We start from the raw sequence: 23,858 nt of genomic DNA, 5'->3' as shown, positions 1-23,858 counted from the left end.
TTCATTAGTGCCGTTCCTTTTTCTGTAAGACGAATATCAAACTTGCGGCGATCATTCGGAACAATAATTTTTTCGCATAGTTGGTTTTGGATTAATTTCTTTAACTCACGGCTAGAATTAGGTAAAGATAGATGTAAGCATTCACTGACCTCACTGAGGGTTACAGGTTGGCTAACTGTAATGAACTCTAATATTTTATATTGAACGGTAGTTATGTTTTCAATTCTAATTTCTTTTGTCATATCGTTTGTCACTTGATGTACAGATGTAGTAAATCGAACAAACTGTTGGAAAAGCTCACCTTTGTCCATATAAATCACCTCATTTTACAAAGTATCAAATATATTATCAAAAAACAATTATCAATTGACAACTAAATCGGGTGGATGTTACCCTTTAGTTATCAAATGATAACTAAAGAGGTGTTTTTTATGAATGTTTTAATTGTTTTTACCCATCCCAATCACCAAAGCTTAAGCTACTCATTTTTACAAGGGGTAATTCGAGGGTGTAAGGAAAACCATGCTATCCAAAATGTTCAGGTCTTAGATTTATATGGTGAAAATTTTAATCCAATCCTTACATTTGGGGAGAAGAGTAAGAGAAGAGATATGTATAAAGATCCAGATTTAGAGAACTATCGTAATCAACTATCGTGGGCAGAAAAGATTATTTTTATCTATCCTATATGGTGGGGGAGACCACCAGCTATGTTATTGGGTTATATTGATAAAATTTTTGCTTCAGGATTTGCATACAAAGATAACGGTAAGTTGTTACCAGAAGGTTTGTTGAAGGGTAAATCAGTCGTATGTATTTCTGTAATGAAAGGTCCGACCTTTTATCCCATGTTTTGGCTAAATAACGCACATAAAGTTTTAATGCGTAAAGCATTATTTCAATACGTTGGCATTAAAAAGGTGAAATTTTTTGAGTTTGGGAACATGGAAAATGCAAAGGGGAAGCACCTTGAAAAAATAGAAAGAGTATATAAATATTTTCAAAAATTGAATAGCCATAGTTTAACGTCATAAAATTAATCGCTAGTTGGCGAGAGTGAAATGAGGACATATAGTGAGTGTAGGACGGCGCACCTTCATACAAAAATAATAATTATGCGTGTCAGTATCATCTTTCTATTAAAACACATATTGAAGCTCTTGCTAGTAAAAGTAATAGTTTTGTAATTCAGCATTATATTAAATAATTGTCTCGGGTTTTTCAAAAAGAACCCGGGATTTATTATGTCCTAATAAGAAATTTCCCTTGGCACGCTTTACCATATCTTACCCTATTTTATTTAAACTTTTTATTTGATATTATTAAACTTTGTTAATAAAATATAATTTGACAAAAAGTGCTTAAGCAAGGTATAAGTGTAAAAGTATTAGAATCTATGCTTTATATTTGGAACAACTAGACCTTTTATCATAATGAGAGGATTTGTATATATGAACCCGAAAGATAATTTTTGGCGTGATTTACCACGACCGTTTTTTATATTGGCACCAATGGAAGATGTAACAGATGTTGTTTTCCGTCATGTAGTAAGCGCAGCGGCTAGACCTGATGTGTTTTTTACAGAGTTTACAAATACGGTGAGTTATTGTCATCCGAAGGGGCAGGATAGTGTTCGTGGCCGTTTGACTTATACAGAAGATGAGCAACCAATTGTCGCTCATATTTGGGGGGATGAGCCCGAATATTTTAGGCAAATGAGTATTGGTATGGCGGAAGAAGGTTTTCGTGGTATAGATATTAATATGGGCTGTCCTGTGCATAATGTTGCAGCTAATGGGAAGGGTAGCGGTCTTATCCGTCATCCAGAAGTTGCAGCTGAGTTAATACAAGCAGCAAAAGCAGGCGGATTGCCTGTTAGTGTGAAAACAAGGCTTGGTTATACGGATGTAGAAGAATGGCGTGGCTGGCTGACACACTTATTGAAGCAAGACATCGTTAATTTATCTATTCATCTTCGTACAAGGAAGGAAATGAGTAATGTAGATGCTCATTGGGAATTGATTCCGGAGATTAAGAAGCTTCGCGATGAAGTAGCACCAGATACACTTTTGACCATTAATGGGGATATTCCAGATCGTCAAACTGGCTTAGAACTTGTTCGCAAGTATGGTGTGGATGGAGTTATGATAGGGCGTGGTATTTTTAAAAATCCATTTGCCTTTGAAAAAGAAAAAAAAGAGCACAGTAGTAAGGAATTACTAGACCTTTTAAGGTTGCATCTGGACCTTTATGATCAATACTCAAAGGACCTTAAAACACGTCCATTCAAAACGCTTCGTCGTTTTTTCAAGATTTATGTTCGAGAGTTTAAAGGTGCAGGTGAATTAAGAAATGAATTGATGGACACAGAGTCGACAGATGAAGTGCGTGTCTTGCTCGATAACTTTGAATCGAAGAATATAGATGTCACGGGGGAGTAGTGACGTCTTATAGTTTTAGGAGCTAATAGTAAGTAATTAAATTGGTTGGTGGAAATTCGGTAGTAAAACCGAATTCCTACCAACCAATTTAACTTATTAATATATTTTAGGGAAGATTATTCAAAAAAATGAAGACCTTTCCTTAAGGATCACCAGGCTCCCAGTTTTGAGAACACTGAAAAAGTCATCTTTTAATAAATTTGTAAAACATCTAATTCCATTCCCATATCTGACTGAGGATACCATTTAATTTTTCTCCTTAGAATACTGAGAGTGTCAACCGAAAAAGGGTTGATGCTTTTTTTGATGAACATACTTTATGGTAATGGGCATTTTAGAAATCTAATATTACATACTTTTAAAAATTAATATTTATTCACATGGAGTGATTAAATAAGGAAATATTACTGTCTCATTTACTGATTAAATAGCTGAAAAGTAACAAGCAATATTACTTTATTGGGAAAAGAGCACTATAGTTATGGTGAATGAAATTTATGAATACGATGATAGTCTTAGAATGAAATAGATAATCAGATTTATTTTGACTATCATCATATAATTAATTTTTCATAATAAGTGATATTAGTGATTGGGAGTAATAAAGCAAGGAAGAACTCAGAGTTACCAATCTATTAAGCTATCAGTTTCTTTATTTTGATTAGATACATCAGTGCATAATTATTTATAAAAAGTGATAACGGCCCACTTATCTTTCCGTAATTCTGGGGGATTAATTAATTTATGTAACAGAAAAAGATAGAACTTATTAACTAAAAATGGAAGATGAATGGAATACTTAATTGATTTTCTTATTAAATTACTTTAGTGCAAACGTTCTATTTTATTTTTTATGGTAATGATTTATACTCCCTTTTAGGAAGAATTTACCTTTTATGTAAAAATGTATAATTTACGGATTTATAATGATAGAACATTGGTAATATACATAATTTATTCAGAGTTTTAAGCGTCTTTTAGATTACCAAACTAATATATTATGGTCGGTATTTTATAGGTACTGAGGGAATTCTTCAAAAACTAAATAGGAGTGATTAGATGTTCAAGAAAGTTTCGTTAATTATGCTTATTGTGCTCTTGGCTTTCTTACCTGCATTCACTGTATCTGCAGCAACTCAAGTAAGCAGTGAAGATCAAAGTCAAGAGCAAGAAGCTACATCTAGCAATGAACTAGAATTACTAGATGTAGGGCAAACAGAAGGACTTGTTGAGGAGCCTGAAGAAGTTTTGGTTACGGAAGAAGCACAAGCAGAGGTAACCAAAGCAGCAGAAGCAGAAGCTGAAGCTGTTGTAACGGAAGAGGCGGAAGCGGACGTAGAAGCAACAGAAGAATCGGAATCATTAGTAAATGAGGATGCTGAAATAACGACTTCTGCTGAAGAGAATACAACAGTTCTAGCTGAAGAGAATGAACCGAACCCAGACAGCAAAGCTACTGATGCTAATGCTGCAGAAGAAGCAGAAAATGCAGAAATTCCAACCGTGGAAGAGGAAGCACTAAATTTAGAAGAAATTTATGGTACAGCTGATGGAAGCATCCATTATGATTTTAATAAAAATTACTATGTTCTCAGTTTAAAAGCTGGATTGAATAATTTTTCCGAAAATCAAGAATTGAAACAAAAGTGGGTAGCATTTGCATTGCCAAATGGTGTGTACATTCCTGACAATGAAGATGTACCTGCGGGTGTTGTGCCAGTTACATTGTATGATGGACATACAGGAATCGCTGTAAAAATCCCGGATGTTGGAACATTTCCAGATAGTAAATATATCGATATTACTATCCCTTTAATGGGCCAAGTAGAGGAAGGCTATAATTCTCCTAATGAGAACCTATATATTTATAATGTTGATACAGAAGCAAGAACCGTTGAGGATCTTGGTCAAATAAAGAACACTAGAAATATTGATTTTACAGTTATCGATGGTCAACCTGAATTAGATATGGTAGGATCCATTAATGGAACTACAACATACAACAAAGAAAATCGTAACTATGATCTTGCTCTAGATGTTTCCATAACAAGTAACCAGGATCAAGAAATAAATGATAAATATGTTGGTTTTATACTACCCGAGGGTGTTTCGGTAACAGATGACACCATAGAAGGCGTGGAATTGTTAGAACTAGAAAATGACAAGAAGGCTATAGCTATTGCGCTGTCCACCATTAAAAAGGGTGAAAATAAATATAATTTTAACATTCCTTTAATAGGAAAAACAGATGGAAATGTGTCGGATAAAGGTCTTACATTATATACAATTGATGCTAATCCTATCACTGGAGGCTTCTATGTAACTGGAGAGGTTGATGGTGAGGCTAATATAGATTACTCAGCAATGAATCAGGACTGGTATTTTGATGGTCAAGCTCAAATTCTTAAAGGAGCCTCTTCTCTAAACCTATCTGAAAACCAATTTGAGATGAAATTAAGATTTGAGTTGCAAAATTTAACTTTGAACGATGTTGATCAAGTGAAGATTGAGTATATTGTCCCGGATAGTATTACTATATTTGAACCTGATGAGTATGTGAACGTCCCAGGTGCTGTTGACGATACACTAGATCAAGAATGGTCAGGAATTGGCGGAGATCTTGATGTTGAATGGAACGGAAATACGGCAACAGTTCTATTGGACGACTTACAAGGGACAGAAATAAATGTCGGTTACTTCCAAACAGTTATAGGTAGTGACAAGGCTATTCAAGACCTTGAAAAAATGAGTGTTAGGATGACACTGTTTGCAAATGGAAACGAAGAAGTAAAGGAAATAAGCATTCCATTTGAATTCGTTTCAGATGGTGAAAATGACGATGAAGATAATGACAATGGAAATAACGATGGTGATAATGATTCCGGTAATGGAGATGAAGGAACCGGGAATAATAACGACGCTGGTAACGAAGATGAAGGAAGCGGAAGTAATAACGACTCCGGTAATGGAAATGAAGGAACAAGTAGCAATAATGATTCCTCTGATGATGAAGGAACTGCCGATAATAATTCTAGTAGTGAATCGTCTGAAGGTGGAAATACTTTACCGGAAACGGGTTCTTTCTTTAGCGCAACGTTCTGGCAATTACTTGGAGCTTTCATGCTTGTTTTAGGCGGATTAGTTTATAGGGTTTCTCGTATAAATAAAGCATAAACAAAAAAGACTTATATTCGTGTTTTTAGCACGGATGTAAGTCTTTTAATTATATTATAGGAAAGCATAAAATTTTGCGCTCCGATGTCTAGTCCAGCGCCTCCCCTCCCTGAGGTCTTAAGTCCATTATCTTTGTTGCAAAAACACCACATAGATACTTGGCGAGGGTGGTCAAGGCGCTCTGAACTTTTCTTGTTTTTACCACAATGATTATCTTTTATATAGGAAGAGTTTAACCAGTATATTATACTATTTGAAATAGAGGTTCTAGGGATATTCGGTATAACTCGATTTGTCTCATTGCTTCTCTACATAGCTTAATTTTGTACGAAATCAAGGAACTAAATTCCCACAAGAATGTCTAGTATAAATATCGTAATGAAGGATGGATATAGGATGCAAATGCTCGATGCTCTTAAGAAAAGATTGCACAATAATAGGCTAATTGTACAAAAGGAAGATGGTTATGTTGAGGAAGAGGTATTTTCCTTTTATCCTCCAGCTTCAAAGGAAAAAATAGAAAGTCTCCCTTCAAATGTACCAGCAGAATATATATCTTTTTTATCTGAACACAACGGTGCAGTCTTATTCGAACATCCTGAAAATGGTGGAGGGACCCATTTGTTTTCAGTTGATGAAATAATTGAGTACAAGGAAGCGTGGAATTGTCCAGAGTGGTTTACCCCGATCGGTATAGGAATAGATGGGTGCTGGATTGTATGTCAGTACGATAAAGGACTTAACGAATATTTCATGTGGATAGGAGAGTTCCTGAATTTTGAGGATGATTTTGAGAAGCTTCCATATGACTTTTCTACATGGCTGGAGCGATTTATCATTTGCCAAGGTTGTTCATTCTGGGAATGGTAACCTAAATAGGTTTTTGAAGATTATGTAGGTTGTGGAAAGATGGGTAATAGAAGAGAGTATTATAAAGCTTTTAATTCCCCTTCAATTACCCATTTGTGATTAGTTACTTGCTCTCCATTCGTCGTTATAAAATCTACCATATATACTGTAGTAGTTTTAGAAAACTCTACGGTTTGGACCACATTTTTCATTCCTTTCATATGTTCCGCAGTTGTGGATACCTTCGTTCCAGGTTCTAAGATTTTCTCGCCAATATCTATTAGTTCTTCATGGACAATCCATTTATGATTCCTAACCGGTTTTCGATCAGTTGAAGAAGTATAGGAAGTTGCATATGCCGTTGTTTCATAAGCGGCTACAATGGTTACTTTAACATTATCCATCATGCCACCCATGTGATCAGCAATACTCAATGCTTTTGAACCGATCGGAAATTTTGGGTTGTTAGTGGGCTCTAAGTTGTTCGGAACTTGTGCTGAACCATTATAAATCATATTAGAATGGTGATTCATGTTTTTCATGTTGGAGTAGTATCTTTCTGGATTAGTGAGGGCCTCTATATGTGGATGTTGATTTATAAAAAATAAGAGAAAGATAGTAAAGATTATAGAAAAGGTAAGTGTACTCATCTTTTTACTCATTAGTAATCATCCTTTACTCCTTACTTTTCTTATATGTTCGCTTAATTAACATACCAACTATAACCAGTAATAGACCAGAAGCTAAAAAGGCTAAATCATATAATAAAGGGTTATCTGCATTAGGTTTAACTCGATGAACTTGAAGAATATGATGATCAATAATTCCCTCAGCAAGATTAAAAACTCCACCGCCAATAAACATACCTGCTAAAAAGATCTGCCAGCTATTTCCGAGTTCATTATTTCGAGCATCATAGAATATCTTTATTCCACCCCATACAAGCAAAGTAGAAAAGGCAGCTGTGAAAAAACCATCTGTAATAATTTCAAGCTTAATATTAGGACTAAGCACCATATGATGCCACTGTAATAGCTGATGAAAGACAATGCCATCAACTGCACCTAATAAGCCCAAGCCAAGTATAACGGCCGCTATGAATAGATTCTTATCTCTCTTAGACAAAAAAGATCACCCTCCAACTATCGTATTTTCCAAGTAGTGCCCGAAAGAGGGAGAAATATACTAGGAAAAGCCTAAACTTTGGGAAATATAATGAAATTAACAGTTTCTCTACTTACATAAGTGATGGATAGGTTTATACTAGTTGTATAATCATTTGTCTAAATTTAATTTATAAAATAAAGGGGAAATACAATGTTGGATCAATTTGTAACAGACAAAATGAAAACGGTTTTAAAACGGGCGATCGAGAATAAAGAACTTGCGGGTGCTAATCTATTGATTTTAAATGGAGGGCGAGAAACATTCTATCATGCAGATGGTTTTGCAGATATTGAGAAGAAAACTCCTATTAATAGAGATTCCATTTTTAGGTTATACTCGTTGACTAAACCTATTACAGCAACAGCTGTTATGATCCTTTTAGAACGCGGTGAAATTGACCTATATGAACCAGTAAGCAATTTCCTGGAAGGGTTTAAAAATCAGTTAGTTGAAGTGGGTGGAGAATTGACGCCAGTAGATAGAGAAGTAACAATAAAGGACTTGCTTTCCATGACTTCAGGATTAGTTTATGGTGGAGAGCACAGAGGTGGCAAAGAAACGGAAGCGTTGTTTAAGGAACTGGATAATAGACTATTAGGTGATTCTCCTATGGGTACGTTGGAATTTATCAATCAATTAGGGGAAAATAAACTTGCCTTTCATCCAGGGGCTTCTTGGGAGTACGGTACGTCAGCCGATGTACTAGGGGCTGTCATAGAAGTGGTTAGTGGTAAACGATTTGGTGACTTTTTATATGAAGAAATTTTTAACCCACTAAACATGAAAGACACGGCCTTCTGGCTACCTGAGGAAAAGAGAAGTCGTCTCGCAAAGACTTATGCAGAAGATGGGAATGGGGGATTAAAGCTTTATACAGGCAACCATTTAGGTATTGTTCACCAAATGGATCGAGACCCTGCATTTGAGTCTGGAGGCGCAGGGCTTGTTTCAACCATAGATGACTATGCTAGATTTGTAAGTATGCTTATCAATGAAGGGAGTTTGGATGGTACCCAAATTTTACACCCAAAGACAGTTAAATTTTTAACCTCTAGTACATTAAATACTGTTCAACAAGAGAACTTTGCTTGGGACACCCTAAGTGGGTATAGCTATGGTAACCTAATGCGTGTCATGACTGATTCTAAACAGGCTGGAGACTTAGGAAGTGTAGGAGAATATGGATGGGATGGCTGGCTAGGTGCCTACTTTTGTAATAGTCCAAAGGATGATCTGACATTTTTGTTGATGATGCAGCGGACGGATGCAGGTATCACTACTCTTACTAGAAAGCTGCGTAATATTGTGTATAGTAATTATTGAGATAACCCTACAAAAATTAGTCCCTTTATCTTTATTCGGATGAAGGGACTAATTGTTTTATAATGTTTTATGCTGTTTAACTCGGAGGTAATCCCGAATGGATGAGACGGCTTCGTCAATGTTTGCTGCATGGATGGTAATTATCTGATCCTCGCGATATTGATTGATGGAATGTTCATATAATGGATCGTAATAATATTCCAGTAATAGTCTTACAGCAAGAGAATAGTTGTTAGACGTTAATTCTGTTTCAATTTGTTGAGCAATGGGGGTATGCATACGTCGTTTTATCTTTTTGAATGCATCCATACACTCTTGTTCATGATCCCATGGTTGATAATCGTCAAGAATATTGGTAACTCGCTCTTCTATTGGTAGATCAATAAAGAATTGAATACCTTGTTCTTTCTTTTCGAGTAGAAAGTCAGGAAGCAAGACTTTTCCAATTCGTCTGCTTTCTCCCTCTAAAAGTACAAAGTCTGATTGCTTCAATCGCTCCAGATCTTCAATAAGTAAACTATCAAATGTTTTTTGGTTATGGGGTGCCATTCCTATCTGTCCGAAAATAGAACCCCTATGATTCGCATGAGCTTCAAGGTCAATGACAGGAAATCCCTCGTGATGAAGCTGATGTAAAATTGCGGTTTTACCAACGCCTGTGTTTCCGTTTAGTACATATGCCTGTTGAGGATAGTCTGCTGTATTAAGCTTATCTAAAACCCAATTTCGATAAGAACGATAGCCTCCATCTAATCGAAAAACATCCATTCCCATTAGATCGACTACTGTTGCTGATGTTTTACTGCGCATTCCACCACGCCAACAAAATACTGCTTTTTTACCCTCCAACTTTTGAAACTGCTTTATGAAATGAGGTAGCTTACTAGACACAATCTCTAACCCTTTTTCCTGAGCTGCCTCTGGACTTACTTGCTTATAGAGTAACCCAACTTCGGATCGTTCCTTGTCACTAAATAAGGGGATATTAACACTGCCTGGAATTGTTGCATCCTCGTATTCTGACGGTGATCGAACGTCAATGACTGTTAGTTCACCATTATTTTTTAGTATGCGTAAATCGTGCATGGAAATATCCTTAAACACAATATTGCCACCTTCCTATATATCAACAAATTCAATAGAGACAATCTTTGATTAAGTTGTAATAAAGTCTAGCTATAGGTATGGAAAGTTGATAAGGCCCCTATTTAAAGGTCAGTCACAACCGAGTTACAATCTCTGTATTAAAAAGTCAAACCTCTACGGCTAGATTATTAGTCAACTAGATTCATTATATCAATTTTTTCTATGCTCCTATGGTTATTATTATAAATTAATTTCCTAGTAAGAGATACTTCTGGTACTTTAAAGCGATCTAATTACTAAGTTCCATATAATCCAAATTTATCTAATTTAGTTATAATAGAAGAAAAAAAGTCCCCCTCTTAGAAAAACTAAAAAGAGGAGGACTTATATTAACATAGAAGAACCAATTCGACTAATTACAACAAAATTCGGGTGGTGACAGGCACCTATAGCTTAAATTTTGCGATTAATTCGTTTAGTTTTTCGGTTAGTTCTGCGAGTTGGTCTGAGCTTCTTGCAACTTCTTCCATTGAACTTCCTGTTTGTTGGATTGTTGCTGAGGTCTCTTCTACTCCTGCTGCTGATTCTTCTGAAACTGCTGCTATTTCTTCGATAGATTGGTTCATTTCATCACTATTATTTTCTATTTCATCCAGGTGCAAAGATATTTGTTTAATACCTTCAACCATTTCGGTTAAGGAACTATTAATTTGAATAAAGGTTTCTCCTGTAGTTTGGATTTGATTTTTACCACTTACTACTTCGGCATAACCTCCTTGTAATGACTTTGTTACTTCTGTTGTTTCGAACTGAATGCTGTTTACTATTTGTGTAATATCGGTCACAGATAAAGATACTTGTTCTGCAAGCTTTCTCACTTCATCAGCAACGACAGCAAAGCCTTTTCCATGCTCACCTGCACGAGCAGCTTCAATTGCAGCGTTAAGTGCTAGTAAATTAGTTTGGTCCGCAATGTCTTTTATTACGCCAACTAATTTGGTGATCTGTTGCGACTGATTATCCAGTCCTTTCACCTTATCAACAGCCTGATGAACAATGTTGTCGATCATCCCCATTTGATTAATAGACTTATCCATAAGGGCTCGTCCTTCATCAGTCAATCCTAATACTTTTTGAGAGGATTGATAGATTGTTTCCCCTGTGACATTAGCCTCCTTAACTTTGTCTCCAAAAACAGACATAGAAGAAGATAATTCACTTGTTGTATTAGCTTGTTGTTCAGCCCCTGAAGATAGTTCCTGCATAGTAGATGCAGCTTGATTACTTCCTTCTTTCACCTCATTTGTAGCTTGTGTTAACTCTTCACTTTGTTCAGAAACAGTTTCTGATACGGAACTTATTTCTTCTAATAGTTCTTTTAGGTTTGAGTTCATTTGATTCGTAGCAGAAACTAATTGTCCAACTTCATCTGTTGCCTTAGTAGCAAGTGGAGGTAAGCTTAGGTCACCTGACGCAATTAAACTCATTCGCTCACTAACTCGTTTGATAGGCTTTGAAATAATTTGTGCTACAAATAATGCGATAACAATAGCAAATACGGAAATAATAACGGAAATAATAATGCCCACAAGGAATGTAGTTTGTGAGAGATTTACTAGATCAGTTCCTTCAGCGATAACTCTTCTTTCATTCGTAAATACAATATCACTATATCCTTTAATAATACGATCAGTTAAAGTATTAACTGTACTTAAGTTTGTTTTAGCGGTTTCTGGATCTTCAGAGTAAACACCAAAGACACCGTTTTGGATATAGCCCTCTAAGGTTCTGCTATTTTTAATTATTTCATCTAATCCATTTAATTGGCTAGAGTCTTGCAATTCCTTTTCTAACTCTATACTTCGCTCTGTTAATTCATTAAACCGTTCGATATAGCTATCATAACCATATAATACGTACGCCCTAGCCAAACTAACACGTTCATGCACATTCTTTTCTAATTGTTCGGTTTTAATCAGAACTGGTAAGTGTTCTTCTACAATATTACTAGATTTTGAATCAATATTCTTTAAAACTAGTGAGTTATATGCCCCAAAAGCAATAGAGAAGATAATGATAGAAGCAAATCCTAGAAGTAGTTTTGCTTTTAAGCTTTTGAACTTAAAAAGGTTCCTTTCCTTTTTTGCTTTGTTTTTTGACTTGTTTGTTTTTCTTTTAAATAGTTTCATAATTTTACCCCCCTGGTTGTTGTGATTGCTGTTTCTCCTTTCTAACCTGCTAACGACAAGGAAAACGCTGTCATTATTTTGGTGAAAATAATTGATTAAAGCAGGCTGGTGAATATAAGTTTGTGCAATCGCTTGCGCAAATAATAAAAAATATAAGAGCTATAAGAATAGCCAGCCCAAGTCCAGTAATTAGGTAATAGGACTTATGTAATGATTACTTTAAGGATATATGAAGTTTCGACTAAAATCAACATAATTCACAAAAATGTTTGCGTTTAAAGTCCCCTCATTGGTCGAGCAAATCCTTTTTGGATATTAATATAACTCTTGTACAATAGAATTCTATGTTTTGATGAAAGGAGAGATATTATTTATCCGTACATACTTATGATTTTTGTCGTTATTTTTTATGCTGGTAATATCATAGTTGGAAAGTCTATAAATGAGTTGCCACCATTTACGATAGCTTTTTTTCGATTACTAATAGCTTTCTTTATTATATTTCCTATTGGGCTTCGAGGTGCTTGGAATAACCGATTTATATTTTTAAAATACAAGAAGCCACTATTAATTATGACATTAACAGGGATAACTTTCTTTAATACATTCATATATGGTGCATTGCAATTTACAACAGCATCTAATGTATCCGTGTTAGAGACAGTAATACCAGTAATGACGATAGTTCTAAGTGCTCTCCTAATAAAAGAAACAATTAAATTCCAACAATGGATAGGTATTGTTCTCTCTTTTTTTGGTGCCATATTAGTAATTATGAATGGTTCCTTTCTGCAATTAACACAGATTAATTGGAATATTGGTGATGCTATTATGATTGGAGCAATCCTATGTTGGGCTATCTATTCCATTGCGGTAAAAGAGTATATGCACTTATTTCCTTCCTATCCAGTGTTGCTAGTCATGACAGGTATTTCAGTGATTGTGTTATTACCTTTTGTGACTATCGAATGGATTGTCTTAGGAATACCGATATTATCGATTGACATGATGGTGGGATTGCTTTATTTAGGTATATTTCCATCGCTAATAGCTCTTATCTTTTATAATAAAGTAGTAGATTTATTAGGTGCTTCTAAGGCCTCGGTTTTCTTGAATTTTTTACCGGTTGTTACTATGATTGGTGCATATTTCTGGTTAGGAGAAACCATTTCGTTGTTACAGATTATTGGATCACTGATTGTAATTGTGGGTGTTATCGTTACAACTAATGTCAGAACGGGGGAAAAGCATCGTAAATTAAACAAGGTCGGTTAAATATATATATGTAAAAATATAAGCCATAAAATGACGGGCATTTTATGGCTTAATTATTACTATTTATCTAGTTGTTTTTTTACGCTAACTAATTTTATGCACAAACATAATACTTCAATTGCAGTCTTAAGTTCAGTTAGAGTAGGAAAAGTAGGCGCAATTCGAATGTTTCTGTCTTTTGGGTCTTTTCCATATGGATATGTAGCACCCGCAGGCGTTAATTTAACCCCTGCTTCAGAAGCAAGTTTGACAACCTCTGTGGCACAACCATCGAGTGTATTTAAACTGATGAAATACCCACCATTTGGCTCATTCCATGTCGCGATATTATACGAAGCGAGTTCTGTTTCTAGTACGTTTAATACCATATCGAACTTAGGTTTAATAATAGCCGCATGTTTCTGCATATGTTGGTTGATTGTTTTCAAGTCCTTCAAGAATCTGACGTGTCGTAACTGATTAAGTTTATCAGGACCAATTGTTTGTGTTGATAATTGTTTTCGGATTAAGTTAATATTTTCCTCACTACTTGCAATGGCTGAGATACCAGAACCTGGGAATGTAACTTTGGATGTGGATGCAAAGATGAACGCACGATTAGGGTTATTGGCACCTACACAAGCATCTAAAAGATTTTTTAATTGATCTGGTTGATCTGTTAAATGGTGAACGGTATAGGCATCATCCCAAAAAATTCTAAAGTCAGTTGCCTTTGTTTCCATCTGAGCAAGTCTCGTGACTACCTCATCACTATACGTGATGCCTTCAGGATTACTATATTTCGGTACACACCAAATACCTTTAATGTTTTCGTCGTTTTTAACTAGTTCTTCCACCTTATCCATATCTGGACCGTCTTCTAGCATCTCAACCGTAATCATTTCAATTCCTAACGCTTCGCAAATAGAAAAGTGTCTATCGTAACCAGGACTTGGGCATAAGAATTTAACGTTAGGCAGTTTACTCCATGGAGTTTTACTATCAACTACACCTAAAAGTAGTGCCCGAGCTACGGTGTCATGCATTAAGGAAAGACTTGAGTTACCACCAATAATGATCTGTTTAGGAGCAACGTCAAGCATTTCTGCAAATAGCTGTTTTGTTTCAATAAGACCATCGACTGAGCCATAGTTACGAACATCAATCGCTTCCTTAACAACAAGCGTATCTTCCGACTTTACTAGATCTAATAATTCCATCGATAAATCCAATTGTTCAGGACTAGGTTTGCCTCTAGACATATCTAATGATAGGTTTTGTTTTTTTACATCGGAATATTTCTTCTCTAGATCAGAATAAAGATCTTTTAATTCTGAATCATCAAGTGCACTTAAATCAGTCACAACTGCTTCCTCCTCATAAAATCAACAATAGTATTGATAATACCTAAAAAGTCTGAATTATCTTGAATTGTTTATTTCATTATATATAAATATGTAGGCTTAAATCAATGAAAGACATATGAAACAAAATATGAATCTAAGTGAAAAGCCGTTTTATTTTAAGGCTCATTTAAGTTTTGCCATATACAATGGGTTTATTGAAAGGCTACATACGTAAAAACACAGACTAGGAGAATAAAAAATGAAAAAATATCTACTAAAATTGTACTTTTATCCGTAATTAATACAATCATTGTTGCAGCTATAAATGTTGGTTTTTCCGTTTTTAACCGAAATCAAGGGGCACCGGTGACAGATCAAGCAGAACAAGCTAATATACCCGTCCAAACTGGGTTATCATTTTTACCTCCAACACCTATATTAATCGGTTTAGGTGTGTCCCTATTAATTGGCATCATTCTTTCTTATATTGTTGGAAGAATCATAGCAAAACCTATACTTAAAGTAACAGAAGTAGCGGTAAACACATCAAAGCTTGATTTAACAGAAGATGATCAAGGGATTAAAAAATACATATCATACAAAGATGAGACAGGAAACTTGGCAAAGGCAATTTGGGAAACTAGAGAAGCGTTAAGATCAATGGCTAATAAACTACAAAATGTTTCATCAACGGTGACTAGACACTCAGAAAGTCTAAAACAGAGAACTGATGAAAATGTTTCAAATATTACTCAAATAGTTTCTACTATTGATGAAATTGCGGTGGGTAATAATAATCAAGCTGAAACGATGAACGACATTAACATGACATTATCAGAGGTAGTCGCACTGATTGAAAAAATCACAAGTGAAGCAACTAAGGGCTCTGACCGTGCTGTTGAATCGTTGGATTCGATTAGGGAAGGACAAACAACTGTTGATACGTTAGGAGATAAAATGGATGAAAGTATCACAGTCTCTATGGAAACTAGTCAGTCCATACATCAATTAAGTGAAATGATGACTGACGTAGCGGACTTTGTTAATGTCATTACATCTATTGCTGATCAGACAAACTTGCTTGCGTTAAACGCAACCATTGAAGCAAACAGAGCAGGTGATGCAGGAAAGGGGTTCACTGTTGTAGCTAATGAGATAAGAAAATTGGCTGAGCAATCCTCAAAAGCAGCGAAAGAAATTACAAGTATTATAAACAATACTACAGAAAAAACAAATCTAGCAGTTTCTAATATTAATCGATCAAGTTCTCTAGTGAAAGAGCAAAAGGATGCATTAAAGGTCACACAAGATGCCTTTACAAAGATTAAACAAACCTATGATGGTATTGTAAATAACTTTAAGAGTACAGCGTCAGCAATGCAAACAATCAATACAAACTCTAAATTAATATCAGAACAAATTTATAACATGGCGTCAACTTCGGAAGAGTTCGCCGCTAGTACGGAGGAGATTTCTGCTACTGGACAAGCCCAACTAGATACTACGGAGCTAATAGCCAAGTCTTCTAGAGATTTAAACATCCTGGCCGGAAACTTAAACGAGGAAGTGGCTAAGCTTAAGCTGACTAAAACTAGTTTAGAAGTAAACACGGATACACGTACTGAGGAGGATAAGCTAGTAAAGTCACTTGCAGTATAATAAATTAAGAGATTAAATGAACAGAGAGTAGTGTAATATTTCACTAGCTCTCTTTCTGTATTTGTATAGAAAGCGTCACAATAATTATTCTATCCATCTCAATCGTTGCGGTATTTTGGGGTAGAAGAAATTACCCGCACTAATCCATCTCAATCGTTGCGGTATTTTGGGGTAGAAGAAATTACCTGCACTAATCCATCTCAATCGTTGCGGTATTTTGAGGTAGAAGAAATTACCCGCACTAATCTGCTTCAATAAGTTGCAATTTCTTTGCGGAAAGGGATTGTAAAAAGTTAGTTACTGCAGATTTTCTCTCAACTGTGTCATTCTAAAAAAGATAGCGATTTTAAAAATAATTGTTTTCATTTTTGCTCATATCCTTTATAATGCGGAATATCCAATTAAATAATTTCACTCGTATAATAGCAGGGATATGGCCTGCGAGTCTCTACCAGACTACCGTAAAAAGTCTGACTACGAGTAAGCTATATATTTCTATTTTCATTGTGTCTAATGAAATAGTTTATTTCTTGTTTAAAGCAGTAGCTTACTCTAAATCAGAGTAGGCTACTGCTTTTTTACTTTTGTGAGTTGTTCACTTTACAACATGAATGGAGAGAGGGGAAGCACTAGTGAAACTGTTGAAAGAAAAGATTGTTAATGAGGGGATTGTCTTAAACGAAAATGTGCTTAAGGTGGATTCTTTTATCAATCATCAGATGGATCCAGTTCTTATGAAAGAGATAGGAAAAGAATTTGCTGAGCGATTCAAGGATGATAAGGTGTCGAAAATATTAACGATTGAGTCTTCAGGAATTGCACCAGCTATTATGGCCGGACTTGAAATGGGTGTACAGGTTATTTTTGCAAGAAAAAGAAAGTCACTAACTTTAACTGAGAATTTGTACACGTCTTCTGTATATTCGTTTACAAAACAGGAATCAAATGACATTACTGTTTCAAAACAATATATTGAACCAGGGGAAAATGTGTTGATTATTGATGACTTTCTGGCTAACGGTCAAGCGGCATTGGGTTTAGCAGAGATTGTTCAACAAGCTAAAGCAAACATATCAGGTATAGGTGTTTTGATTGAAAAATCTTTCCAACCGGGTGCGGAGGAACTGTTAGCCAAAGGGTATCGATTGGAATCATTGGCAAGAATAGCATCATTAAATAATAAGCAAGTTGAATTTGCTCCAGAGAGAACGTACCAAAACATCTAAGCTTAAGGAGAGAGAAAAAATGGGGAACAATATTTTAAAAACATGGTCCATTGGGTTTCAACACGTTTTAGCAATGTATGCAGGAGCAGTAATTGTACCACTGATCGTTGGGAAGGCACTAAATCTTAGTCCGGAACAATTAACTTATTTGGTGGCAATTGATTTATTAGCTTGTGGTGTCGCTACATTGTTACAGGTTTGGAAAAATAAATTTTTCGGAATTGGCTTACCGGTTATGCTTGGCTGTACCTTTACAGCTGTGGGTCCAATGATTGCAATTGGGAGTAATCATGGCATATCTTCTATTTATGGTGCAATTATTGTATCTGGATTATTCGTTGTTATAATTTCAAAGTATTTTAGTAAGCTAGTCAAATTTTTTCCTCCTGTTGTAACTGGTTCGGTTGTTACTATTATTGGATTAACACTTATCCCGGTTGCGATTAATGACATGGCTGGGGGAGAGGGTAGTGCTGACTTTGCAAGTATAGAAAATTTAATTCTTTCATTTGGTGTTCTTGCATTTATATTATTATTCTATAAATTTTCAACTGGTTTTCTCCGTTCTATATCAATATTGATAGGTCTAGCTATTGGAACCATAGTGGCATCCATGTTTGGTATGGTAGATTTTGCTGATGTAGAAAAGGCTTCCTGGTTACATGTTGCGAAACCATTTTATTTTGGAATGCCCACTTTTGAAATATCATCTATATTAACAATGATATTAGTAGCCATTGTTAGTTTAATCGAATCAACTGGTGTTTATTTGGCATTAGGTGATATTACAAAACAAGAAGTAACAGAAGATGATTTGTCTAAAGGATATCGCGCAGAAGGAATAGCTATCCTGTTTGGGGGGATTTTCAACGCATTTCCTTATACGGCTTATTCTCAAAACGTAGGATTAGTCCAATTAACTGGAGTGAAAACAAAAAGTGCTGTCTTTGCTGCAGGTACCATACTAGTAGTGCTAGGATTTATTCCTAAACTTGCAGCAGTGGCCACTATTATTCCAACTGCTGTGTTGGGGGGCGCATCTATTGCGATGTTTGGTATGGTAGTAGCATATGGTATTAAAATGTTAAGCCAGGTAGAACTTGAAAAACAAGGGAATTTACTTGTTGTCGCTTGTGCAGTAGGTATGGGGTTAGGAGTAACTGTTGTTCCTGAAATCTTTGCAAATTTACCTGAGGAGATTAAAATTTTAACTGAAAGTGGAATTGTAGCAGGAAGTTTTACAGCAATTGTGTTAAATATATTGTTTAATATGATTCCTAGTTTTAAATCTAATTCTGCTAATGCTAAAATGGCAAAGACTAAACAAGCATCTTAAATAAAAGAGCTGTCTTAAGGAAGTAACCCTTAAAACAGCTCTTTATTATTGTTTATCGGTTAAACACAAGCTGTTTTTGACCAAAGTAATTCAAGATTGTATATAGTACTGCACCAAAAAGAATAGCGATGTCTTCAGCAGGAATAGAGGCAGTAAGTTCAATAATTTGTACAAATTGTATCGTCACGTGATAACTTATCGTATAGGCAATGATATAACAGGTGGCTATTACAACTAAGAAAAGCGCAATAGTTTGATTGATAGGTTTAGTACTCTGAAATGTAAAAGAGCGGTTCAAAAAATAACTAACAATAGCACCAACTACATTTCCGGTACAAGTCGCTATCCAATAAGAAATACCTAGATGGTATAAGAGATACATGGTTGATATCCCTATGATTGTATTAATGATACCTACTACAATGAATCGTGAGAAAAAATTAGTTTTCATTTTAACGCTTCCATTGAACTTTTTTTGCTGTAACGATATCACGATTCGATGATCGTAATTGTTCAAGTGGATTTTTATCTGTATAGAGATCAACATCAACTGCATATTTCGGTCTGTGCTTTACTTCCATAAAAATTCTACTTATATATTCACCAATCATACCAACTCCCATTAGCTGCAAGCCACCTAATAACCAGATGGAAATCATCAAAGAGGTCCACCCTTCATCTGTTAACCCCATTATTTTTTGAACGATTGCATAAGCCCCGGCAATCCCACTCATAAAAAAGATTAGAAATCCTAAGTAGGTAATGAAACGAATTGGTGCAACACTAAATGAGGTTAAGCCATTGAGCGCAAAGGATAACATTTTTCTTAAAGGGTATTTCGTTTCACCAGCTAAACGCTCCTTACGGTCATAAAAAACTTCGGTAGTTTTCAAACCAATCATAGGAATGATCCCTCGTAAAAATAAGTTAGATTCTTTATATTTCCCTAATTCCCTTAAGGCTCGATTACTCATAAGACGATAATCTGCATGATTATAGATTAAAGGGATTCCAAGTCTATTCATGATTTTATAAAATCCTTGAGCAGTTGCTCTTTTAAATAATGTGTCGGTAGAGCGTTTACGACGAACACCAAAGACGATATCATGGCCATCGTGATAAGACAAAATAAAATCTCGAATAACAGTGATGTCATCCTGAAGGTCTGCATCAATGGAAATGACGCAATCTGATTTTGATTTAGCTTTTTCTAAACCAGCAATTAAGGCATTCTGATGTCCGACATTTTTAGCTAGCTTGAGCCCTGTAACATACTTATTATTAGTACAAGCTCTCGTGATGAGACGCCATGTTTCATCTTTACTACCGTCATCCACAAATAAAAGCATGCTGTTGGAAGTAATTAGCCTCTCTTGAATTAGGCCTTCCATAGTATTGCTAAGCTGTTCAATTGTTTCTAATAAGACATCCTCTTCGTTATAACAAGGAATAACAATGGTTAGTAGTGGTAATTTTTCATCCATGATGACTCCTCCTATGCTTGTTCAAGCTTGGTATAAGTAGATTTTCCAAGCGGATTCTGAATGATTAAATTCTTTTAAAAGTGTTAGGTTATTTTGATCGGCATTTAAAATAGGAACAGAAGATAAGATATATTCCCCGCCCATATCACTGAATGCTTGTGTATTAAGTTCCAAGTTGTTTATTTGCTTTTTAGAATCCTTTCTAAAAGTGTAGTGCTTACCTAACTCATCGACAAAGATATAACACCGGCTACCCCATTCATCATAATACCTTTTTAAAGATGAATTTTTTTCTAATTCAGGTGCTATGATTTCTCGAAATTGATATTTATAAGACAAAGGATAAATGTTGTTATAAGTATCTAACGTATAAAATCCATTATATTGTGCGATGGAAGGATGAAGCCCAATACTTGCAACACGATAGCTATCCTGGGGACGATCGATATAATCCTTTATCTCTTCAAACTGCTTTTCTGCAAAAAATTCCCGAAACGACGGGGTTTCATGGTGGACGCCGTAGTGCACCTCTTCGTTAAATGGGATAAGGACTGCCAGTTGAGCCATAAGTGCTATACCAACGATATAACGCCATTTCCTTCCTCGTTTCCATAGAATGGAACAAGCAATCGCAAAGCTAACATAAATTACTAAAGGCCTGAGAAAATGAAAACGAGCAAAGTTGAACGTAACAAATAGATCAATGTCATCCTTTAATGGTGCCCAAATCTTGTTAAACCACAGTGCATACCAAAAGGACAAGCAGTAATTTAATAGAAATAAAAAAATAAAGAACTTTTCTTCCCTACCTTTTTTTCGAAATAGAGTCAACAATAATGTCAGGATAAGAATTGGTAATATAACCACAGTATGTACGGTCATCACATGAGTATGACCGACTAGAAAATTCTTGAAGGATAGCTTAATAGTGTGCCACATATCGTGTCTTGAAGAAATAAATTCTAATCGATGCATGGGCTCTTGCTCAATTAGTACGGAAACTACCAGGCGGTATTCAACCAATAAAAACACAGCAGACATTGCCGCTATACTTAATAGAAACGGTACATTGAACATCCTTTTTTTAATTAGGTCATAAAGCCAAACTACTGAAATAGCGACAAGGAAAAAGAAAAAGCCTAATACGATGCTTGCATACAAAGGAAGTAACAGTAATGTTAGCCAGTTTCGTAATCTATAATCGCCAGATCGAATGTTTAAAAAAGCCCATAATGCGAGAGGATGTCCTAAAGTACTCAGCATTCCAGAAGGCCAGAAGGGAGTGAAAGCAAAAGCTAGGGCTACTCCGATTCTAATTAAAGCCTTATTCTCTGCTTGTATGAAATGTTTTTTTAATAACAAATACATCCCGATAAAAGCGAAGATTCGTGTTATAGCTTGACTGACAGCATATGCGGTCATAGTTGGAAATAGTAAATGAAGCCACACAATCCCACTCCACTCCGTACCAAATGCATCACGAGGAAGCCCATTAATAACTTGTGGGATAGTTGCACCTATATCACCGAAAGTTTCTCCACTTTCTTTCAGTACTTTATACCATGCTAGATTAGAATCTAGATTATCGTGTACACGAATATGGGCATCTTCTCCCAATACAAATAGAGGAGAGATAAATAAGACTAAAAGAATAGTAGCAAGTGTTAAATATAGTTTTTCATTGTTTAAACGGAAGATCGACAACAGTATCACACTTTCCAAACAAATATTGGTTACCAATAGTATGATCTGTAATGAAAGGAAAATGTATGGAAAAGTTAAATTTTTTTACAATAAATAGGAAGTGCTATAAGGGAGAAGATAAGGCAAATCAAACTAAATTATATAAAGGGGTTAGATACTGTTGAAAAAACAAATGTATGAAGCAATAAAGGCTCATGCCAAACCGTTTGATACGGTCGATGATTTAAATCCATTGATTGAAGAAATTGGGGATGCAACTATTGTTTTATTGGGTGAATCTAGTCATGGTACATCAGAGTATTATTCGATCAGGGCTGAATTATCTAAGAAACTTATTGAAGAAAAAGGATTCGATTTCATTGCAGTCGAAGGGGACTGGCCTGCTTGCTCTGAAGTAAACAGCTATATAAAAAGCTACATGGAAAAAGAAAGTGCATTTCAAGTATTGGAAGGGTATAAGCGTTGGCCAACATGGATGTGGGCAAATGAAGAAATAGCTGACTTAGTTGAATGGCTTAAAGATTATAATCAAAAGAATAAAAGTAATATAGGATTTTATGGGATTGATGTCTACAGTTTATATGAATCCATTGATGAAATTATTCACTACTTAAGGGAGACAGAGCCTAAGGGGGCTGATTTAGAATTAGCGAAGAAGGCATTCACTTGTTTTGAGCCATATAATAGGCAAGAACAACAGTATGCAATTGCTTCAGCATTTTACTCCGGAGACTGTGTTGACCATGTAGCTAAATTACTAGCATCGATCAGAACGAATGAAAAGCAATATCATAGTAAAAATGAACAAGATCTTAATTTGAGAATGAATGCTTTAGCAGCATTTGACGCAGAAAATTATTATCGAACAATGGTGCGTAGTGATGCAGAGTCATGGAACGTTCGAGACCGTCATATGGTCAAAGCATTAAACGAAATAAGGAATTATTATGGAAAAGATAGTAAAGTCATTGTCTGGGAACATAACACACATGTGGGCGATGCGTCCGCAACAGATATGAAGGAAGAAGGCATGATTAATGTAGGACAGCTAGTCCGGGAAGAAAATAACCCCGAAGATGTTTATGTTATCGGATTTGGAACCAATCAGGGGACTGTTGTGGCTGCAGATGAGTGGGGAGTAAACCTAGAAAGGATGGTAGTGCCAAAAGCGCAATCAGGCTCATGGGAAAACTTGATGCATCAAGCTGGGGCATATAATCAATACATTTCTTTTAAAAATAACAGAGAAATGTTTCAGCACAGAATAGGACATCGTGCGATTGGTGTCGTGTACAACCCGGCCTACGAATCCTATGGAAATTACGTACCTTCTATTATGGGTAACAGGTACGATGCGTTTATTTATGTAGATAAAACAACAGCCCTACACCCAATCACGACAGCAGAAGTATTACTATAGAATAAGACTTTGTTTCCTTAAACAGTCTTCTAAAGCGAATAGGGAAAACTAGAAGTATATCGCGACGTAAGAGCCTGTGTTACAAAGCGAAAAAGGAGAACCAGAAGCAATTGGCGATGTAAGAACCCGTGTAACAAAGCGAAAAAGAGGACCCAGCAGCAATTGGCGATGTAAGAACCCGTGTAACAAAGCGAAAAAGA

The 23,858-nt window shown here is 35.6% G+C and carries 19 protein-coding genes and 1 riboswitch; of the genes, 10 read left to right on the top strand and 9 right to left on the bottom strand.

Translation table 11 applies throughout. The annotated features are described in order from the left end of the window. Nucleotides 1-311, bottom strand: a 311-nt coding sequence (locus tag H7K77_RS15610) for a MarR family winged helix-turn-helix transcriptional regulator (protein WP_186578466.1), incomplete at its 3' end; no start/stop codon positions are given. 120 nt (nucleotides 312-431) lie between these two features. Here H7K77_RS15610 and H7K77_RS15605 point away from each other — a divergent pair. The 4 genes from H7K77_RS15605 to H7K77_RS15590 all read left to right on the top strand — a co-directional run bounded on the left by H7K77_RS15605 (nucleotide 432) and on the right by H7K77_RS15590 (nucleotide 6,485). Continuing rightward, entirely contained in the window at nucleotides 432-1,034 is a 603-nt protein-coding gene (locus H7K77_RS15605) for an NAD(P)H-dependent oxidoreductase (protein ID WP_186578465.1), read from the top strand. A gap of 417 nt (nucleotides 1,035-1,451) precedes the next feature. Beyond that, nucleotides 1,452-2,441 carry a tRNA dihydrouridine synthase gene (locus H7K77_RS15600; RefSeq protein WP_186579008.1) on the top strand — a complete coding sequence of 330 codons (990 nt, stop codon included), beginning with the start codon at nucleotides 1,452-1,454 and terminating at the stop codon, nucleotides 2,439-2,441. A 1,059-nt stretch (nucleotides 2,442-3,500) separates the two neighbouring features. Further along, on the top strand, nucleotides 3,501-5,615 hold the full coding sequence (locus tag H7K77_RS15595) for a hypothetical protein (RefSeq protein WP_186579006.1): 2,115 nt from the start codon (nucleotides 3,501-3,503) through the stop codon (nucleotides 5,613-5,615). A gap of 357 nt (nucleotides 5,616-5,972) precedes the next feature. Continuing rightward, entirely contained in the window at nucleotides 5,973-6,485 is a 513-nt protein-coding gene (locus H7K77_RS15590; RefSeq protein WP_186579004.1) for an SMI1/KNR4 family protein, read from the top strand. Between the two features lie 59 nt (nucleotides 6,486-6,544). Here H7K77_RS15590 and H7K77_RS15585 read toward each other — a convergent pair whose 3' ends face one another. Together H7K77_RS15585 and H7K77_RS15580 are read right to left on the bottom strand one after the other, a co-directional pair. Then, nucleotides 6,545-7,126 carry a YdhK family protein gene (locus H7K77_RS15585; RefSeq protein ID WP_235988959.1) on the bottom strand — a complete coding sequence of 194 codons (582 nt, stop codon included), beginning with the start codon at nucleotides 7,124-7,126 and terminating at the stop codon, nucleotides 6,545-6,547. Nucleotides 7,127-7,139: 13 nt separating this feature from the next. Then, nucleotides 7,140-7,589 (bottom strand): DUF2243 domain-containing protein, encoded by a 450-nt coding sequence (locus tag H7K77_RS15580; protein ID WP_186579002.1) that lies wholly within the window; start codon nucleotides 7,587-7,589, stop codon nucleotides 7,140-7,142. 192 nt (nucleotides 7,590-7,781) lie between these two features. Between H7K77_RS15580 and H7K77_RS15575 the strand changes: the two genes are divergently transcribed. Then, nucleotides 7,782-8,954, top strand: a complete 1,173-nt coding sequence (locus H7K77_RS15575; RefSeq protein WP_186579000.1) for a serine hydrolase domain-containing protein — start codon at nucleotides 7,782-7,784, stop codon at nucleotides 8,952-8,954. Nucleotides 8,955-9,011: 57 nt separating this feature from the next. Here the strand turns inward: H7K77_RS15575 and mnmH are convergent, their stop codons facing one another. Continuing rightward, a complete protein-coding gene (gene mnmH, locus H7K77_RS15570) occupies nucleotides 9,012-10,058 on the bottom strand; it encodes a tRNA 2-selenouridine(34) synthase MnmH (protein WP_186578998.1) in 1,047 nt (348 codons plus the stop codon). 428 nt (nucleotides 10,059-10,486) lie between these two features. Continuing rightward, the gene (locus H7K77_RS15565; RefSeq protein WP_186578996.1) at nucleotides 10,487-12,229 is read right to left on the bottom strand and encodes a methyl-accepting chemotaxis protein; all 1,743 of its coding nucleotides are present in this window, start codon (nucleotides 12,227-12,229) and stop codon (nucleotides 10,487-10,489) included. A 387-nt stretch (nucleotides 12,230-12,616) separates the two neighbouring features. Between H7K77_RS15565 and H7K77_RS15560 the strand changes: the two genes are divergently transcribed. Further along, complete coding sequence (locus tag H7K77_RS15560; RefSeq protein WP_186579013.1) at nucleotides 12,617-13,504, top strand: DMT family transporter; 888 nt, start codon at nucleotides 12,617-12,619, stop codon at nucleotides 13,502-13,504. Nucleotides 13,505-13,563: 59 nt separating this feature from the next. Here H7K77_RS15560 and H7K77_RS15555 read toward each other — a convergent pair whose 3' ends face one another. Further along, the gene (locus H7K77_RS15555; RefSeq protein WP_186578994.1) at nucleotides 13,564-14,847 is read right to left on the bottom strand and encodes an aminotransferase class I/II-fold pyridoxal phosphate-dependent enzyme; all 1,284 of its coding nucleotides are present in this window, start codon (nucleotides 14,845-14,847) and stop codon (nucleotides 13,564-13,566) included. 348 nt (nucleotides 14,848-15,195) lie between these two features. On the opposite strand from H7K77_RS15555, the gene H7K77_RS21745 reads away from it, so the two are divergent. From H7K77_RS21745 to H7K77_RS15540, 3 genes are all read left to right on the top strand, one after another. Continuing rightward, a complete protein-coding gene (locus H7K77_RS21745; protein ID WP_328701139.1) occupies nucleotides 15,196-16,488 on the top strand; it encodes a methyl-accepting chemotaxis protein in 1,293 nt (430 codons plus the stop codon). 395 nt (nucleotides 16,489-16,883) lie between these two features. Next, nucleotides 16,884-16,985, top strand: a riboswitch (purine riboswitch). Nucleotides 16,986-17,120: 135 nt separating this feature from the next. Next, nucleotides 17,121-17,714 (top strand): xanthine phosphoribosyltransferase, encoded by a 594-nt coding sequence (locus tag H7K77_RS15545; protein ID WP_186578992.1) that lies wholly within the window; start codon nucleotides 17,121-17,123, stop codon nucleotides 17,712-17,714. A gap of 19 nt (nucleotides 17,715-17,733) precedes the next feature. After that, a complete protein-coding gene (locus tag H7K77_RS15540; protein WP_186578990.1) occupies nucleotides 17,734-19,050 on the top strand; it encodes a nucleobase:cation symporter-2 family protein in 1,317 nt (438 codons plus the stop codon). Nucleotides 19,051-19,102: 52 nt separating this feature from the next. On the opposite strand, the gene H7K77_RS15535 is transcribed toward H7K77_RS15540, so the two are convergent. Genes H7K77_RS15535 through H7K77_RS15525 form a run of 3 tightly spaced genes read right to left on the bottom strand, consistent with a single transcriptional unit; the run spans nucleotide 19,103 to nucleotide 22,241 of the window. Continuing rightward, a complete protein-coding gene (locus H7K77_RS15535; RefSeq protein WP_186578988.1) occupies nucleotides 19,103-19,501 on the bottom strand; it encodes a GtrA family protein in 399 nt (132 codons plus the stop codon). A 1-nt stretch (nucleotide 19,502) separates the two neighbouring features. Continuing rightward, nucleotides 19,503-20,534, bottom strand: coding sequence for a glycosyltransferase family 2 protein (locus tag H7K77_RS15530; protein ID WP_186578986.1), 1,032 nt, complete (start codon nucleotides 20,532-20,534; stop codon nucleotides 19,503-19,505). 21 nt (nucleotides 20,535-20,555) lie between these two features. After that, entirely contained in the window at nucleotides 20,556-22,241 is a 1,686-nt protein-coding gene (locus H7K77_RS15525; RefSeq protein WP_407926441.1) for a DUF6044 family protein, read from the bottom strand. Nucleotides 22,242-22,398: 157 nt separating this feature from the next. On the opposite strand from H7K77_RS15525, the gene H7K77_RS15520 reads away from it, so the two are divergent. Continuing rightward, nucleotides 22,399-23,658 carry an erythromycin esterase family protein gene (locus H7K77_RS15520; protein WP_235988958.1) on the top strand — a complete coding sequence of 420 codons (1,260 nt, stop codon included), beginning with the start codon at nucleotides 22,399-22,401 and terminating at the stop codon, nucleotides 23,656-23,658. Nucleotides 23,659-23,858: the final 200 nt, after the last annotated feature.

This window comes from Aquibacillus kalidii (assembly GCF_014280935.1).
Classification (GTDB): Bacteria; Bacillota; Bacilli; order Bacillales; family Amphibacillaceae; genus Aquibacillus_D; species Aquibacillus_D kalidii.
The sequence above is the reverse complement of the archived record's forward strand: the minus strand, read 5'-3'. Positions and strand labels throughout refer to the sequence as shown.